This window comes from Aliiglaciecola litoralis (assembly GCF_039523355.1).
In the GTDB taxonomy this organism is placed as follows: Bacteria; Pseudomonadota; Gammaproteobacteria; order Enterobacterales; family Alteromonadaceae; genus Aliiglaciecola; species Aliiglaciecola litoralis.
This window is the reverse complement of record NZ_BAAAFD010000008.1, coordinates 69,866-86,135: the sequence shown is the minus strand read 5'-3', so window position 1 is coordinate 86,135 and position 16,270 is coordinate 69,866. Positions and strand designations below refer to the sequence as shown.

Below are 16,270 nucleotides of genomic sequence, written 5' to 3'. Positions count from 1 at the left end.
TCCTTAGTCTTATAGAACCAATGTTGCCGCTTTGGCAAGTGCATAAAAAGGTTCGGGATAGAAAAACAGATAAACACACACCACTGCCGGTATGGCCAAGCCAATCAGTATTGGCAATGGTGCTTCTTTGATGCCGGTATCGCTGTCTTCTGGCAGGCGACCAAAAAATGCTTTAACAGGGATAATTGCCAAATACGCAATATTTAGCAATGAACTGACCATTAAGGTAATTAGCAATGCCCAGCGAGTGCCTTCCGGTCCACTAAAGTCCAGAGTCCCTAGCGCTAAATACCATTTACTCCACATGCCTCCAAAGGGAGGCAGGCCTATAATGCTCAAGGTTCCAATTAAAAACACTGTGAAGGTGAATGGCATTTTACGACCTAAGCCACTTAATTCACTGACTTTGGTTTTATGCGCGGTAACTAAAATAGCGCCTGCGGCGAAAAACAGACTTATTTTAGCAAACGCATGCATTGCAATGTGCATCGCGCTACCCAGTAGCCCCATGGAGTTGGCTAACATGGCTCCCAGCACAATATAACTGAGTTGGCTGATGGTAGAGTAGGCCAGTCGCTCTTTTAGGTTATCACGGGTCATTGCAATCAATGAGCCAAACAATATGGTCAACATGGGGAACCAGATCAGCCAATGTGTTGCACCTGACTCTACCAAAGTTTCTGGGCCAAAGATAAGCAGTGTGACTTTTAAGATGGCGAACACGCCTGCCTTAACAACCGCCACCGCGTGCAGTAGCGCACTCACCGGAGTAGGAGCCACCATAGCGGCAGGCAACCACTTGTGCATTGGCATTACCGCGGCTTTACCAATACCAAAAATAAACAACGCATACAGAGGTGCTATCCAATGCATGGGGACGTGCCCAGCAATGATGCCACCGGTTTGAAATTCTAAGGTGCCGGTGAAGTGCCAGACAATCAACATACCAGGTAAAAATAGGCCAATTGAAGACCCCATCAAGATACCAAGATAAATTCGACCGCTGCGTTTGGCTTTATCGTTGCCTGAGTGAGTGACCAGTGGATAAGTGGAAAGAGTCAGGATTTCGTAAAACAAAAACAGGGTAAATAAATTATCGGCGAAGGCAATTGCCATTACCGCAGAGATGGCGATGGCAAAAAGCGCATAAAACCGTGTTTGGTGAGTTTCGTGATGAGCTCGCATATAGCCGCTGGCATAAATACTGGTCACTAACCATAAACTACTGGCGATTAGCGCAAACATCATTCCCAAGTGATTTATCGCAAAGGCGATAGTGATCCCTTTAAAGGGTTCAGCTAACACTATGCGCTGTGGCGCAGCATCTAATAGTTGGTTATATAACGCTATCACCACAATCAAAAGGCCAGTAGAGACTAATAAGGTAACCACTTCGCGAACGTTAGGGGTTCGGTCTAGCCGACTAATAACTAGAGCACCAAAAAGCGGTAATACAATTGCGCTTAACATCAATACGACATTACTCATCGCTGACCTCCGTCTGCGGCGAACAATATCTCAACAGCCGATTGAGCTGTACTCATTGTCAAATCGGTATTTATTCCAAAGTACACACACATTAACGCTAACATCCATAATGCGGCGCTCATCGTTAGTGGTGAGCGGCCAAACTCTTCACTGCCAGATTGCACGCCGTGAACTCGTATTTTTTCTCGCTGCTGGAAATACAACACTTCGATGAGTTTCCATACATACACAATGGCTAACAGTGAGCCAATAAGGATGATAATCACCATGGTCCAATGTTGCTGTTCAATTGCCGCTTGCAACAATTGCCATTTACTCACAAAACCGACAGTGCCAGGTACACCGATAAGACTCAAAGCGGCAATTATCATAGCAGCGAAGGTGTAAGGCATTTCACGACCCAGCCCTTTGATATTTTCGAACGTAGCCGTTTTAACCCGATATATAAATAGGCCAGCTGCCATAAACAACGCCGCTTTCATTAATGCATGATTAAACAGATGCAAAAGGCTTGCGGTTAATCCTGCCTTGGTAAGAAAACCAATACCCATGATCATGTAGCCAATTTGAGCGACACTGGAGTAGGCTAGCATTTTGCGCATGCCGGTTTGATTAATGGCACGCAATGAACCGTACAGAATTGCCACGCCACCCATCACAATTAACACCTCAGGTAACAAGGTGTTTACCACATATTCGTATGAGAAAACGTGGAACAGACTGCGAATAATCACGTATATAGCTACCTTGGTTGCGGTAGCCGATAGGAAGATACTGACGACAGATGGGGCGTAGCTGTATGCGTTTGGAAGCCATAAATGTAACGGATATATGGCTGCTTTTAGCGCCATTCCAACAATAATCAATGCAAAAGCGGTATGCACTAACTGTACGTCTTGAGATTCAAGCAACTTGACTGATAAATCGGCCATGTTCAAGGTGCCTGTCGCAGCAAAGGCAAGACCCACACCAATCAGGAAGAAGGTGGCGCCTAAGGTACCAAGTACTAAATAATGAAATGACGCAGTCAGTGCTTTTCGATTCGAGCCCATTGCGATCAAGGCATAAGACGCTAACGAAGAAATTTCAAGGAAAACGAATAGGTTAAAAATATCGCCGGTTAAACAAATACCAAGCAAACCTAAAAAGCACAGCTGAAAGGTGGCGTAAAATAATGCAATTTGAGTGGCGTCAATTTCATTCTCGACAGAACGCTTGGCATACAGGCTAGTAGCAACGCCAATACCAGATACGATCAGAGCGACCAAGGCATTAAGCGAATCGATTCGATACTCTATGCCCCAGGGAGGAGCCCATCCGCCAAGTTCATAATGGATCACCTGACCGCTAGACACATCAAGCAGTAACATGACTGACATCACCAGACACAAAGAAGTGACTATTAAGGTTATGTACCAAGCTAGATTAGCTCGATTTAGCATGGCTGTAATCGGAGCGCTTAAAAGTGGTAATACTACCAGCAAGACACTGAGATGCTGGTCAATCATACTTCACTATCCATTTTTTCAAGTTCATCCTCTTCAACTGTCCCGTAGGCTTCTTGTATTCTGACAATCAATGCAAAGCCTAAAGCGGTGGTAGCAACGCCCACGACAATGGCCGTCAGCATCAACACTTGTGGCAGTGGATTGGAATATTCGGTGAATCCCTCAGCCACAATCGGAGCCGTGCCGCCGGTGACTTTACCCAAACTGATATACAACAAGATCACCCCGGTTTGAAACACGCTCAACCCTGCCATCTTTTTGATTAAATTGGGTTTACTCATCATGGTGTATAACCCGATCATCATCAGTAAAATAATGATCCAATAATTTATATGACCTAGAATATAATCCATCATTGTGCTCGTGTTCTTCTGGCAAAGGTAAAGAAAATCAATAGCATAGTTGCCGCAACTGTTAAGCCAACGCCTAATTCAATAACAATGATGCCTAAGTGTTGACCGCTTTGTGCGGTTTTGCCTAGTACACTGTAATTGAGATATTCACCACCCAAAAACATTGACGCGACACCGGTGCCTGCATAGATCAAAACGCCCAGCGACGCGGTTGCTATTAGTGCTTTGTCAGGCAGCACTTTGGCGGCCGCATCGAGGCCAAAAACCAAGGCATACAACAACACTGCGGAGCTAAAAATAACACCTGCTTGGAAACCGCCACCAGGGCTATAGTCACCATGAAATTGGACATACAATGCAAACAGAATAATCACCGGTATCAGCGCTTTGGCCATGACCTTGAGGATCAGATTATCACCCACCTTGGACCCCTTTTATTCTTAGTTTTTGGTTACGACGCAGTAATAACAAAATACCAAAGCCAGCGGTCAGTACCACAGTGACTTCGCCTAATGTATCAAATCCACGATAAGAGGCGAGGACGGCAGTGACCAAATTTGGTACACCGGTCTCTTCTTGTCCCTGCTCAATAAATCGTTTAGCGATGTGTGTGTGTGCAGGGGCGTTACCATCGCCTAAATTCGACATGTCGTGAGTGCCATACAACAACAAGCTGCCGGTTGCCAATACGATCAGTAAAGGAATATAAGCTACGCGCTTTTGTTTCTTTTCATGGGTAACTCGGGTCACGGCTAAGGTTGCGAGCATTAACACCGTGGCAATCCCAGTGCCAACAGCCGCTTCGGTAAAGGCCACATCGGGCGCATCAAGCACCATAAACACGCTGGCTACAAGTAAACTGTACAAGCCGAACAACATAGATACCGCAAGTAAGTTACGCACGTGTAAAATGGACACCGCCATGATGACCAGGAACACCAGTAATACAATGTCGATTATAAGGTTGATCATGCTTGGCCCTCATCGTTTGACCCACAGACCAGTTCTTTGCCTTTGTCGGTGGGTTTTAATCCCCAATTCCACGCATTATTGCCTAATGAAAAAGATGCCGTGGGGCTGGTGAAAAACAAAAAGAAGAAAACCAGAATAAGTTTTACGGTAACTAAGCTAATACCAGCTTGAAACGCCAAGCCGGTAAGCACCAGAAAACTACATAACGTATCGGTTACACCAACGGCATGCAGTCGAGAGTAAAAATCGCCAAGGCGATGCATTCCGATACCGCCAATAATCCCAAGCGTACAGCCTAGCGCCAAAAACGCACCGGTTAGAATATCTGCTACTAAGTCCATTATTGGTTGCCCTCCGTTTGGGAGTCAATCGGCTCTGGGGGATGATTGTGGGCATAATGTTTATTGCGTTGCACTAGCCTTAGCGCGGCAACTACACCGATGAAATTGAGTAATGAATACAGCAGTGCAATATCCAGTACATCAGGACGGCCGCTAATCGAGGCAAATACAGCCACTAACAATACCGCTTTGGTACCAAACATATTGACCGCCAGAATCCGATCGAAAACAGTTGGCCCTAAAAGCGCGCGAGCTAACGCTAAAGCCATAGTTACCATAATCGCCAGCGCTGCTGCTGATAATACCGTGCTCATTGTTGCATATCCGTGTTGTTGTTTTCGTAAAGTGGAATAAGAGGTTCCATATCGCCGTTTAACAAATCTTGTGCTCCTTGCTTACTGATAGTGTGCACGTATAGATAACCATCCTCAATGTGCAAACTAGCCGAACCGGGCGTTAAGGTTATTGCATTGGCGTAAATGACTTTGGTCAGATCGGAACATTGATTCAGTTTTAGCTTGATTAATTGCGGCTCTGTCGGTCTAAAGCCGAGTATGCGAAGCGCCACGTCAATATTTGCAGTGAATACCTTTCCGGCCAGCAAAACCCAAAATTTAATAAGCTTGGCTGAAATATGGATAGGGTGACTCTCATGGTCAATGGCATCCATTCTCTTCGACATATACAAGGTGAAAAGTACAGATACAACCCCTAAGCTGATGAGCAACGCATTATAATGCCCCGACAACAGCAGCCAAAGAGCCATCAAACTTGTGCCTAGGCTGATATATAATTTCAAATTAATCCACCCCAAATCGTTAATATTTTTTAACTTCTATTAACAATAATTTTTAACATATGCCTACCTTAGATGATTTCATAGTGTCTCGCCAAGTGCTTTCGATACTAACCGCTTAAAAAACAGACATGTCGAGGGGGAATTTAGCTTCCTGAACTAACATTAGCCATTACTTTTTGGCATACTTAGCTCAATCTAATCTTTTAATCTGTCTCATACTGGTCCGCCGTATTTCAATTTGGCATGGGCGAAAAGGCGAACTGAATGTCAAAGGTGTCCGCACTATTTTCCGAACAAGGTGTCTTGTCTAAAGCGATCGCGGGATTTAGCCCAAGAAAAGCTCAGGTAGATATGTCACTGGCTATTGAAAAAAGTATTACCAGCAAACAGCCCCTGATAGTGGAAGCGGGGACAGGGACGGGTAAAACCTTTGCTTATTTGGCGCCTGCCATGCTTAGCAATAAAAAAGCAATAATATCTACGGGTACAAAAAACCTTCAAGAACAGCTATTTCATCGCGATTTACCGCTATTAAAAAAAGCCCTTAAAAGTAACCGCCATGCAGCTTTGCTCAAAGGTCGTTCCAATTATTTATGCTTGCATCGTATGTCACAACACAGCGGCAATAGCACGCTACTTGAAAGGCAAACCTTGGATGAATTAACCCAAGTACGTCAATGGGCCTCTACGACTCAATCTGGAGATATTGGTGAGCTGAAATCATTGGCTGAAGATGCCAGAGTGCTGCCGTTAGTCACCTCCACTGTGGATAATTGCCTTGGCCGTGATTGCCCAGATTACGAAGAGTGTTACTTAGTCAAAGCGCGTAACAAGGCCATGGATGCAGACATAGTGGTAGTAAACCACCATTTGTTTTTCGCTGATATGGCGCTCAAAGATACCGGTTTTGGCGAATTGATACCCGAGGCCGATGTGGTGGTATTTGATGAAGCTCATCAAATCCCCGACATTGCCAGTGAATATTTTGGTGAGGCGCTATCTAGCAGACAAATCCATGATCTTGCCCGCGACATCGAAATAATTAAACGTACGGTGTTAAAAGATGCAGACCAATTAGTTAAAGTCGCCGAAAAGTGTCGATTGGTGGCGGCGGACTTACGCATTTTGTTTCCAGTTACGCCGGAGCGCGGCAACTGGCGGGTGATGCTCAATCGGCCAGAGATCCAATCTCAATTGAGTAAGCTGGACGAATCGCTCAGTGTCTTGTACGAAGTGATTAAGATCCATTTAGGTAGAGACAAAGAGCTCGATACCTTGTTTGAGCGTGTCACTCATGCAAAAACCAAACTGGCAGTGCTGACCGATACCAAACAAACCGGTGTCAGTTTATGGTACGAAACGACGCCTAAACACATCGTTTTGCATCTTACGCCACTGAGTATTGCCAAACGGTTTGCCGATTTTATCGAAGAGCCTAAGCGTACTTGGATATTTACTTCGGCGACCTTGATGGTAGATGGCGGCTTTAATCACTTCCAACGATTAATGGGCCTAGATAATGCCGCTACTTTGGCGTTAGACAGTCCGTTTGATTATGCTAAGCAAGCAGTATTGTGTGTCCCTCGCTATTTGCCAGAGCCGAGCAGTTGGGATATGAAACAAACCTTACTCGAAGTGGCGATAAAATTGATTGAAGCCAGTCGAGGCCGCTGCTTTTTATTGTTTACGTCTCATGCCATGTTAAAAGAGATTGCTGAGAAATTAGCCGATAAAATCGACAATCCATTGTTAGTTCAAGGGACCACGACCAAACGTGCCTTACTAGATGAATACATGAATAACAAAAATGCCGTGCTACTGGGTACTGGGGCATTTTGGGAAGGCGTCGATGTCAGAGGCGACGATTTGACCTGTGTCATGATCGACAAATTGCCGTTTGCCGCACCCGATGATCCTTTATTGCAGGCGCGCATCGAAGACTGCCGCAAATCTGGAGCCAATCCCTTCGCGCAAATTCAAATACCCCAAGCAGTGATTTCACTTAAACAGGGTGCTGGCAGACTGATCCGAGATGAAACCGATGCTGGTGTATTAGTAATATGTGATAATCGACTGATTACTAAAGAGTATGGTAAAACCTTTTTGGCCAGTTTGCCGCCGATGAAACGAACTCGCAACTTAGACTTGGCGGTGGCGTTTTTGGACGAACTGTATCAACAAAAAAGGCCAAGCCAAAATAAACCAAAACAGAGTGAAAATGCATGAAGTTGTTAGCCATTGATACCGCCACCGAGGCGTGTTCTGCCGCGCTGAGTGTGGACAGCAAAGTTGATTCGCGTTTTGAGGTGTGTCCTCAGCAGCATAGCCAAAAACTCCTTCCAATGGTGGATGATTTACTCAAGTCCAATAGGTTAAGGATACAAGAACTCGATTACTTGGTATTCGGTCGTGGTCCTGGCAGCTTTACTGGCGTGAGAATAGCGACTGGATTGATCCAAGGGTTGTCTCTTGGTATCGAGCGTCCTGTCGCGGCCGTGTCGACGTTGGCCGCTATGGCTCAACAGGCGTTTGAAACCCTTACGGTCAAACGTGTTGCAGTGGCCATTGATGCTCGAATGGATGAAGTGTACTTTGCTCAATATGAATGTATCGATGGGGTGGCAAACTTGATCGGCGAAGAAGCCGTGCTTAAACCTAATCAGGTACTTGATCTTATCGACCAAGACATTGAACTGCTGTGCGGTACCGGCTGGCAAGCATACTCTGAGTTTGACGCTTTAGTGAAGCAATATTGCGCGCCTACTGTTTTATATCCTAATGCCATTTACATGGTTGCCATTGCCAAAGCATTGATTGCAAGCGGTGACGTTTGTAATGCTGAGCAGATAAAACCCGTGTACTTGAGAGATACAGTCACGTGGAAAAAACTGCCAGGTAGAGAATAAGTCGAATAAATACGGCCCCACACACCAAGCTTTACGTGGTTAAAGAACCGGCCCTTGCAGAGGGAATTATATTTGAATGAGTAATTGTGCACGAAAATTGCTACACCTTTGGGTTGTTTAAACATAAGAGTTTCAGAGAATCGACTGAGTGGAAATTGAATCATCGTTAGTTGCTGCCCAAAACCAGCTAACGTTTAATCCAACGGCTCCTGATCCCCAACGCCAGGCGGTGGATAAGGAGCAGCAAAACCAGCGACGCAACACTGAATTGCCGCGTCAACAGGTTGTCGCGCGCCAAAATAAACCAGAGTCGTATGAAAAGGCCGAGCAATTTCGACAACAACAGCAACAACAAAATGGTCAATCTGTCGATCTTCGATCTCGTCAAGCTATTGATGCTTATCAAACCCTAGCGAATGCGCAGCAGCGTAATGAGATTCAATCATTATTAGGCATCGACACGTACGTATAGCGAAACAAAACGTGAACTTTGTTGTGGTTTTTCCGGTCTTATTTACAATACATTCAACGCTAATACCGTTACCTAAGGAATAATCTGTGGTAGCGTTTAAACAAATACGTAGTAAAGAGGGATGAAAATGCGAATTAAGTTTTTTGCCGTGTTAATGGCATTCTTGTTAGCTGGCTGCGCAGCGGTACCAGAGAGTATCAAAGTGGATGAACAAGCTCAGTTGATTAGCTACCAAGAGGCGTTTGTTAGTCCTCAAGCCAATGCCGATAAGACCGTGCGTTGGGGAGGTGTGATAGCGCGCGTGAAGAATTTACCCGAAGCAACCATGATAGAAATGGTGCATTACAATTTGCGCTCTTATGGCCGTCCAATAGTATCGAATCAAAGTGTAGGGCGCTTTAGAGTTTATGTTGATGGGTTTCTCGACCCAATGGTGTTTGAGCGAGGACGAGTGGTGACCTTCGCTGGAAGTTTTGTTGGCGTTGAAGAAGGTACAATTGGTGAACATAATTATGTGTTTCCAACTATGAAATCTGCGGGCTACCACCTATGGAAAGACATAGATCAGGTCGAAATTAGTACCATTCAATTTTGGCCCTATCAATCGCATTATGGTTATGGTTGGCCGTATCGGCCAGTGCATCAAAGAGTCATTATTCGCAATAGTCCCAGCAACCAACCGTCGGGTGGATCAACATCTCCGACGCGACAACCAACAAGGCCTGTTGCGGGGGATTCGTCTCGACAAAGCTCCGGCGGCAATGTGTCTGGAAATCAAAAAGAACATTAAGCTCACTGATGGCGTGCTGACTGGTGCGATTATCACTGGATGAAATGTCCTAATATCACGGCAGAAAATTTCCGGAAGTGGCAATTAAATGGTAAAAAGCGGCAATGTTATGCCGCTTTTTTTGTGGCGATAAAAATTCAAGGGATGCTTTTCATGCACGACGTTAAATTTTCGTTAGCCAACAAACAAGTAGCAGGTCTTAGTAACGGGCAGACCAACAAACCCTTGATAATCGCCTTGCATGGGTGGTTGGATAATGCCTGTAGTTTTGTACCTTTGGCCAAGTATTTAAATGACTATCATCTAATAGCACTTGACTTCGCAGGGCACGGTTTGTCCTCGCATCGCAGTCCGGATGCTCATTATCATCAAATTGACTTCGTTCACGATTTACATGAGTTGGTAGTAAATCAAGGCTTTGAGTCGTTTATTTTGCTCGGGCATTCGATGGGCGGGATTGTCGGATCAATGTATGCCAGTTGCTTTCCTGAAAGAGTCAGCCACTACATTACCATTGAGTCTTTTGGGCCCTTGACCAAATCAGCCCAAAGCAGCCCAATACAAATGCGTGAATCGATCGAAAGTCGGCTCAAATTACAAGCACGTGAAGCAAAGCATCCTCAAAGTTTTGATGCGGTGGTGAAAGCGCGGGCAAAAGCCGGGGATCTTAGCTTAGAAGCCGCGGAACTATTGGTTAATCGCAATATTTACGAACTGGATGGCGAGTTACGTTTTCGCACCGACAGGCGACTAAGAACCTTATCTTCGCTGCGTGTTACGGATGAGCAAGCGGAACACTTTATGCGCAACATTACATCACCCACCTTGGCTATTATGGGAACCAAAGGTTATGAAATGATGCGTGAAAAAATTAAACAGCGCTTATCCTGGATACCAAATCTAACGCATAAAAGCAGTGAAGGAGGTCATCACGTACATATGGACAATCCTGAAACGATCGCAGAAATTATGCTGCATTATTTAGAACAGCACCCAGCTTCAAGATGAAAATAATCTACAATAAATATGTCAGTCATTTAACTTTTTAGTGCTATTGGTTAACATAATGACAATTGCTATGTCATTATATGTTTTCACCTTAGCTAGTGATATGGTTAATCGACCTTGCTGAGAAGCGTTGGTCTCAAGCAATATATTCACAACAAACAGATATTAATAAAAATAAGCCCATGGAGGCAAAGTGGAAAAAGTCTGGTTAGAGCATTATGATCCTCGCGTTCCCGCCGAAATAAATCCAGATCGCTATTCATCAGTGGTCGACATTTTTGAACAGTCTATAAAGACCTACGCCGATAATGTGGCATTTATTAATATGGGCCACAGCATCACGTTCGCTGAACTTGATAAAATGTCAGCGCAATTTGCAGCCTATTTGCAAGATCTTGGGCTTAAAAAAGGCGATCCCGTTGCTATCATGATGCCTAATGTGATCCAATATCCTATTGCCATGTTTGGTATTTTGCGAGCTGGTATGTCGGTGGTTAACGTTAATCCGCTATACACCGCAAGAGAATTGAAGCATCAGCTCAACGACTCCAATACCCAAGCTATAGTCATCGTTGAAAACTTCGCAAGCACTTTGGCAGGGGTCATTGATGACACGCCGGTGAAAAAAGTATTAACCACCCAAATTGCCGACATGTTGCCAGCTCCTAAACGTTGGCTAATGAATTTTGTGATAAAGCACGTGAAAAAGATGGTGCCGGATTTTGAGATTAAAGGGGCTGAAACCTTTTTATCAGCGTTGAAAAAAGGCGCCAGCTTGAATTATCAGCGACCTGAAATCACCAATGATGATATTGCCTTCTTACAATACACCGGTGGCACTACGGGGGTATCTAAGGGGGCCATGCTCACACACCGCAATATGGTGGCAAACCTTGAGCAAGTATCCACTATTTTGGAAACTGTTATTGAACCAGGTAAAGAATTGGTTGTCACTGCTTTGCCGCTTTATCATATTTTTGCCCTGCAAGGTAATTGCTTAACCTTCGTAAAGTTCGGCTGTCCTAGCTTGTTGATCACCAATCCAAGGGATATGGAAGGATTTGTGAAAGACATGGCCAGTCATCCTTTTACGGTCATTACCGGTGTGAATACCCTTTTTAACGGCTTGCTCAATACGCCAGGATTTAAAGAGTTAGATTTTACTAATTTTAAATTTGCCCTCGGTGGTGGTATGGCAGTACAGCGACCCGTGGCTGAAAAGTGGGAAGCGGTAACAGGCAAAGTGTTATTAGAAGGATACGGACTGACAGAGTGTAGTCCCGTAGTGACGGTTAACCCGCCACAGCTTAAAAGTTATAAAGGATCAATCGGTATGCCAGTCTCATCCACCGATATTAAATTGTGTGATGATGATGGCAATGAAGTGGCTCCAGGTGAACCTGGAGAAATGTATGTCAAAGGTCCTCAGGTAATGAAAGGGTATCTGAACCGTCCAGAGGCCACTGCAGAGATGATGCAGGATGGCTGGTTAGCTACCGGAGATATTGCTACCGTTGATGAGCAGGGCTACTTTTACATTGTCGACCGTAAAAAGGACATGATCTTGGTGTCGGGCTTTAACGTCTTTCCCAACGAGCTGGAAGAAGTGGCCGCGATGCATGAAGATGTCATTGAAGTGGCCGCAATTGGCGTTCCAAATGAGACCTCAGGTGAGGCGGTTAAATTGTTTGTGGTGAGAAAATCAGAGTCTTTAACTGAAAAAGATCTGATCAATCATTGCCGCCAGCATTTAACCGGCTATAAGGTACCAAAATTTGTTGAGTTTAGGGACGAGCTTCCAAAGACAAATGTTGGTAAGATACTGCGCAAAGAGTTGCGCGACGAAGCAAAGTGATTTAACTCACTTTTCGACGATTTCAAAAAGCCGGCTCATGTCGGTTTTTTATTTTCCAGGTAATCTAATTTTTTGATGCAATATAATCTAGTTACGACTCAACAAGCACTTAACGAATTTTGTGAACAAGCAAGACAACAACCCGCCATCGCCGTAGATACTGAATTTGTTCGAACCCGTACTTTGTATCCACGTTTAGGTTTAATTCAACTTTATGACGGTATTTCCTTGGTGTTGGTCGACCCTTTAGCGATCGAAGATATGGCACCTTTAGTTGAACTCTTGGCAGATGAAAATGTGGTCAAAGTCATGCATTCTTGCTCAGAGGATTTAGAAACCTTCTGGCACAGTCTTAACGTAATCCCCTCGCCAGTTTTCGATACCCAATTTGCGGCCTGTTTGTTGGATATGGGAGCAAGCTTAGGGTACGCCAACTTAATTGAACTGATGTTACAGGTGAGTTTGGATAAAGGCGAATCTCGCACAGATTGGATTGCCAGACCTTTAACTGAACAACAGTGTGAGTACGCGGCAAACGATGTACTGTATTTATTGCAAGTTTATCCCCAATTGAGCGAACAAATTGATCAATTAGAACGACGCCAGTGGATATTTGATGAAATGCAGCAACTGGCTAGAAAAAAGACCGTACAACTTCCTGCTGAAATGGCTTACCTAACAATTAAAAACAACTGGAAACTGCACGGTTTGTCACTGTACGTGCTTAAGTGTTTGGCTAAGTGGCGGCTCGAACAAGCTCGTCAACGGGATATGGCGCTGAACTTTGTGGTTCGCGAATCAAACTTAATTGAAGTAGCGCGCGTTTTGCCTACCCATAAAGGGGCAATTTTTGCCATTGATGGTATGACACCACAAGAGGCCAGAATTCATGGAGATACACTTGTTGATATTGTGAATGAGGCTAAAAAAGCGCCTCAAGAGGTTTACCCACAAGCGATATCAAGGCTGATGGAGCGTCCACGATTTAAAAAGGCCGCTGCAGAAATTCGTTCTTTATGTCAAAACAAAGCGGAGCAACTTGCCATTCCCGTAGAAGTGCTGGGCTCGAAAAAGCAAATTCAGCAATGTCTCAAATATCACTGGAATATACAGGATGAAACGCATGAAATGGGCTTAGTTCCTGATCTGCTCAGTGGCTGGCGCAAACAAATATTAGGTGATGAGCTAAATAATATATTACGTAAATATGCGGATGAAAACTGATGTTAGTATACGTTTATAAAAGTCCTAAAAAACAAGACACCTATTTGTATCTTCCCAGAAAAAATGACTTCACAGAGCTTCCGGACGCATTATTGAAGATGTTTGGTGCACCCAAGTTCTTAACTATTTTAGCCACCCAAAAGCATCAACAAATTGGCATGGTTGATAAACAGCGGTTGATGGACGAGCTAACTGAAAAAGGTTTCTATTTGCAATTGCCACCGCCGGTTGAAAATTTGCTAAAGCAACACTTGCAAGACAATGCAAAAGGGCAAATCGACACTAACAAAGAGGATAAATGATAATGCTAAGGTTGCGTCTAGGTACATTTGCAGTGTGTTGCTGGCTATCATTATTCAGCGTCTGTATCGAAGCCCAAGAAAAACAAAATGCGTCACCTAAATTATCTTTTGCTGAATATCTGCAGACAATTAAACAAGAAGCTCTGGAAAAAGGCTTTTCAGTTGAGCTGGTGGATCGTGCGTTTAAAGACGTCGAGTATTATCAACGGGCAGTGAAAGCCGACAAAAATCAACCGGAACGAAAAATTACCCTTGATACTTACCTGAAAACTCGCGTACCTGATTGGAAAGTAGCGCAAGCCGTCAAGCTGTATCGACAACATCAACCCTTGCTACAGCAGGTTGCCGACGCCTATGGTGTGCAACCGCGCTTTATTGTTGCGCTGTGGGGCAATGAGAGTAACTTCGGTAAGATCATGGGCAAGTTTCCAGTACTCTCAGCGTTAACTACGTTGGCCTATGACGGTAGGCGAGAAGCCTTTTTCAAAAAGCAATTATTTGCGGCTTTGCGTATTCTTGAGCAAGGGCATGTCGACCCTGCTGCGTTTTTGGGATCTTGGGCTGGCGCAATGGGGCAAAGTCAGTTTATGCCAAGCTCTTTCTTAACCTATGCGGTGGACTTTGACGGCGATGGTAAAAAGGATATTTGGTCTAATCCCGCAGACGTGTTTGCATCGATTGCAAACTATCTAAAGCAAGAAGGTTGGAATGGTGAGCAAACTTGGGGACGACAAGTACGACTTCCTGAGCAATTCAATACCGAACTCAGTGGCTTAGATAAATCGAAAATGCAGCCTGTATCGGCTTGGCAGCAATTAGGCGTGCGCAAATATGACGGCACTGACTTACCTAGTGTCGACCTTCGCGCATCGCTGATCATGCCTGATGGCCTAGCAGGGCGAATTTACTTGGTATACGGTAATTTTCATACCTTGATGCGATGGAATCGCTCTACTTATTTTGGTACGGCAGTGAGTTATCTCGCTGATCGTATTAAGAAAGGAAGCTAATATGCTGTATTTTCATCGCGATCATGCTGACAACCCGATTGATTTACCCGTAGGTAAAGTGGTGTGTGTCGGTAGAAATTATGTGGATCATATTCAAGAATTAAATAACGAGCTCCCCGATCAACCACTGTTGTTTATGAAACCCGCGACCAGCTTGTGTAATTTGAATCAGCCCTTGACCTTACCCAAAGCGAAAGGCAGTTGCCATAATGAACTAGAAGTGGCGATTTTGTTGTCCTCATCATTAAGCTGTGCAACACCTGAGCAAGCGCAAACAGCCATTTGGGGAGTAGGGCTGGGGCTAGATTTAACCTTGCGAGATCTGCAAAACGAGCTTAAACAAAAAGGCTTACCATGGGAGCGAGCTAAGGCATTTGACGGCGCTTGCCCCATGTCTGGTTTTTTACCTTACCAACAGCTGCATGGCTTAGCCGATTTGCAGTTTCGCTTGAGTGTCAATGATATTGCTCGTCAATCAGGCAATACCGGATTGATGATTTGGGACGCCATTACTTTGTTATGTGAAATTAGCCAGGTATTTACGTTAATGCCTGGTGATATCGTAATGACGGGCACACCTAAAGGGGTTGGCCCGATTATTCCGGGTGACAAACTCGACATTGAATTGATGTCTCACTTCAGTGTTACTACACAGATTAAACAGGACGCAAGCCATGTCGCTTAACGATAAATTCTGGGAAACCAAAACACTCGAGCAGATGGATAGCGAAGAATGGGAAGCGGTGTGTGATGGCTGTGCCAAGTGCTGTTTACACAAATTCATCGATGAAGATTCGTTGTCAGAGGAAACTAATACTGAGCAACTGCACTACAGCAACGTAGTGTGTAGCTTACTCAATACCAAAACCTGCAACTGCACTCAATACGCAGATCGCAGTACCCTTGTGCCAGAGTGCGTCACCCTGACTAAGGCGAATCTCAATAACATTGATTTCATGCCGCCAAGTTGCAGTTATCGCCGCTTGCGCGAGGGTAGGGGATTACCCTCATGGCACCCTCTGCTAAACGGCGGTAAAAAGTCCGAAATGCACAAAGCCGGCATGTCGGTTAGAGGCAAAACCGTGTTTGATAAAGACGTGGATTTAGCTGATTTTGAAGATCACATCGTCATTTGGCCGTTACAGGATTTGGATTAGGAATAGGCCTAGTTAAGTTATTTTGATGGCCAAGGAATTGTGTTGGTTTGATTCGGAAGGCTTTTTTTAATGGCTTCTGTGTGCC

General features: G+C 44.6%; 19 protein-coding genes. 11 read left to right on the top strand and 8 right to left on the bottom strand.

The window, feature by feature from the left end; all coding sequences use genetic code 11:
- Nucleotides 1-9: 9 nt before the first annotated feature.
- The 8 genes from ABD036_RS13650 to ABD036_RS13615 are packed head-to-tail and all read right to left on the bottom strand — an operon-like array spanning nucleotide 10 to nucleotide 5,428.
- Nucleotides 10-1,488, bottom strand: a complete 1,479-nt coding sequence (locus ABD036_RS13650; RefSeq protein ID WP_343860821.1) for a monovalent cation/H+ antiporter subunit D family protein — start codon at nucleotides 1,486-1,488, stop codon at nucleotides 10-12.
- Entirely contained in the window at nucleotides 1,485-2,996 is a 1,512-nt protein-coding gene (locus tag ABD036_RS13645) for a monovalent cation/H+ antiporter subunit D family protein (protein ID WP_343860819.1), read from the bottom strand. Before ABD036_RS13645 ends, ABD036_RS13650 begins: the two co-directional genes overlap by 4 nt.
- A complete protein-coding gene (locus ABD036_RS13640; RefSeq protein WP_343860817.1) occupies nucleotides 2,993-3,352 on the bottom strand; it encodes a cation:proton antiporter subunit C in 360 nt (119 codons plus the stop codon). The genes ABD036_RS13645 and ABD036_RS13640 overlap by 4 nt, the downstream gene beginning before the upstream one ends.
- Nucleotides 3,349-3,771 (bottom strand): Na(+)/H(+) antiporter subunit B, encoded by a 423-nt coding sequence (locus ABD036_RS13635; RefSeq protein WP_343860815.1) that lies wholly within the window; start codon nucleotides 3,769-3,771, stop codon nucleotides 3,349-3,351. The genes ABD036_RS13640 and ABD036_RS13635 overlap by 4 nt, the downstream gene beginning before the upstream one ends.
- Entirely contained in the window at nucleotides 3,764-4,321 is a 558-nt protein-coding gene (locus tag ABD036_RS13630) for a DUF4040 domain-containing protein (RefSeq protein WP_343860813.1), read from the bottom strand. The genes ABD036_RS13635 and ABD036_RS13630 overlap by 8 nt, the downstream gene beginning before the upstream one ends.
- Complete coding sequence (gene mnhG / locus ABD036_RS13625; protein WP_343860811.1) at nucleotides 4,318-4,662, bottom strand: monovalent cation/H(+) antiporter subunit G; 345 nt, start codon at nucleotides 4,660-4,662, stop codon at nucleotides 4,318-4,320. Before mnhG ends, ABD036_RS13630 begins: the two co-directional genes overlap by 4 nt.
- Nucleotides 4,662-4,976, bottom strand: coding sequence for an MrpF/PhaF family protein (locus tag ABD036_RS13620; protein ID WP_343860809.1), 315 nt, complete (start codon nucleotides 4,974-4,976; stop codon nucleotides 4,662-4,664). Before ABD036_RS13620 ends, mnhG begins: the two co-directional genes overlap by 1 nt.
- Nucleotides 4,973-5,428: a Na+/H+ antiporter subunit E gene (locus ABD036_RS13615; protein WP_343860807.1), complete on the bottom strand. Its 456-nt coding sequence runs from the start codon at nucleotides 5,426-5,428 to the stop codon at nucleotides 4,973-4,975. Before ABD036_RS13615 ends, ABD036_RS13620 begins: the two co-directional genes overlap by 4 nt.
- Nucleotides 5,429-5,725: 297 nt before the next feature.
- Between ABD036_RS13615 and yoaA the strand changes: the two genes are divergently transcribed.
- The 11 genes from yoaA (at nucleotide 5,726) to ABD036_RS13560 (ending at nucleotide 16,185) form a co-directional block, all read left to right on the top strand.
- Entirely contained in the window at nucleotides 5,726-7,687 is a 1,962-nt protein-coding gene (gene yoaA / locus ABD036_RS13610) for a DNA repair helicase YoaA (RefSeq protein ID WP_343860805.1), read from the top strand.
- The gene (tsaB, locus tag ABD036_RS13605) at nucleotides 7,684-8,367 is read left to right on the top strand and encodes a tRNA (adenosine(37)-N6)-threonylcarbamoyltransferase complex dimerization subunit type 1 TsaB (RefSeq protein ID WP_343860803.1); all 684 of its coding nucleotides are present in this window, start codon (nucleotides 7,684-7,686) and stop codon (nucleotides 8,365-8,367) included. Before yoaA ends, tsaB begins: the two co-directional genes overlap by 4 nt.
- A 148-nt stretch (nucleotides 8,368-8,515) precedes the next feature.
- A complete protein-coding gene (locus tag ABD036_RS13600) occupies nucleotides 8,516-8,839 on the top strand; it encodes a hypothetical protein (protein WP_343860801.1) in 324 nt (107 codons plus the stop codon).
- A gap of 127 nt (nucleotides 8,840-8,966) precedes the next feature.
- The gene (locus ABD036_RS13595) at nucleotides 8,967-9,629 is read left to right on the top strand and encodes a Slp family lipoprotein (protein WP_343860799.1); all 663 of its coding nucleotides are present in this window, start codon (nucleotides 8,967-8,969) and stop codon (nucleotides 9,627-9,629) included.
- Between the two features lie 153 nt (nucleotides 9,630-9,782).
- A complete protein-coding gene (locus tag ABD036_RS13590) occupies nucleotides 9,783-10,637 on the top strand; it encodes an alpha/beta fold hydrolase (protein WP_343860797.1) in 855 nt (284 codons plus the stop codon).
- A 193-nt stretch (nucleotides 10,638-10,830) separates the two neighbouring features.
- The gene (fadD, locus tag ABD036_RS13585; RefSeq protein WP_343860795.1) at nucleotides 10,831-12,492 is read left to right on the top strand and encodes a long-chain-fatty-acid--CoA ligase FadD; all 1,662 of its coding nucleotides are present in this window, start codon (nucleotides 10,831-10,833) and stop codon (nucleotides 12,490-12,492) included.
- 75 nt (nucleotides 12,493-12,567) lie between these two features.
- Nucleotides 12,568-13,716: a ribonuclease D gene (gene rnd, locus ABD036_RS13580; protein WP_343860793.1), complete on the top strand. Its 1,149-nt coding sequence runs from the start codon at nucleotides 12,568-12,570 to the stop codon at nucleotides 13,714-13,716.
- Nucleotides 13,716-14,018 (top strand): YcgL domain-containing protein, encoded by a 303-nt coding sequence (locus tag ABD036_RS13575; protein ID WP_343860791.1) that lies wholly within the window; start codon nucleotides 13,716-13,718, stop codon nucleotides 14,016-14,018. The genes rnd and ABD036_RS13575 overlap by 1 nt, the downstream gene beginning before the upstream one ends.
- Nucleotides 14,015-15,028, top strand: a complete 1,014-nt coding sequence (locus tag ABD036_RS13570; protein WP_343860789.1) for a lytic murein transglycosylase — start codon at nucleotides 14,015-14,017, stop codon at nucleotides 15,026-15,028. Before ABD036_RS13575 ends, ABD036_RS13570 begins: the two co-directional genes overlap by 4 nt.
- Nucleotide 15,029: 1 nt before the next feature.
- On the top strand, nucleotides 15,030-15,713 hold the full coding sequence (locus ABD036_RS13565) for a fumarylacetoacetate hydrolase family protein (RefSeq protein ID WP_343860788.1): 684 nt from the start codon (nucleotides 15,030-15,032) through the stop codon (nucleotides 15,711-15,713).
- Complete coding sequence (locus tag ABD036_RS13560) at nucleotides 15,703-16,185, top strand: YcgN family cysteine cluster protein (RefSeq protein ID WP_343860786.1); 483 nt, start codon at nucleotides 15,703-15,705, stop codon at nucleotides 16,183-16,185. The genes ABD036_RS13565 and ABD036_RS13560 overlap by 11 nt, the downstream gene beginning before the upstream one ends.
- Nucleotides 16,186-16,270: the final 85 nt, after the last annotated feature.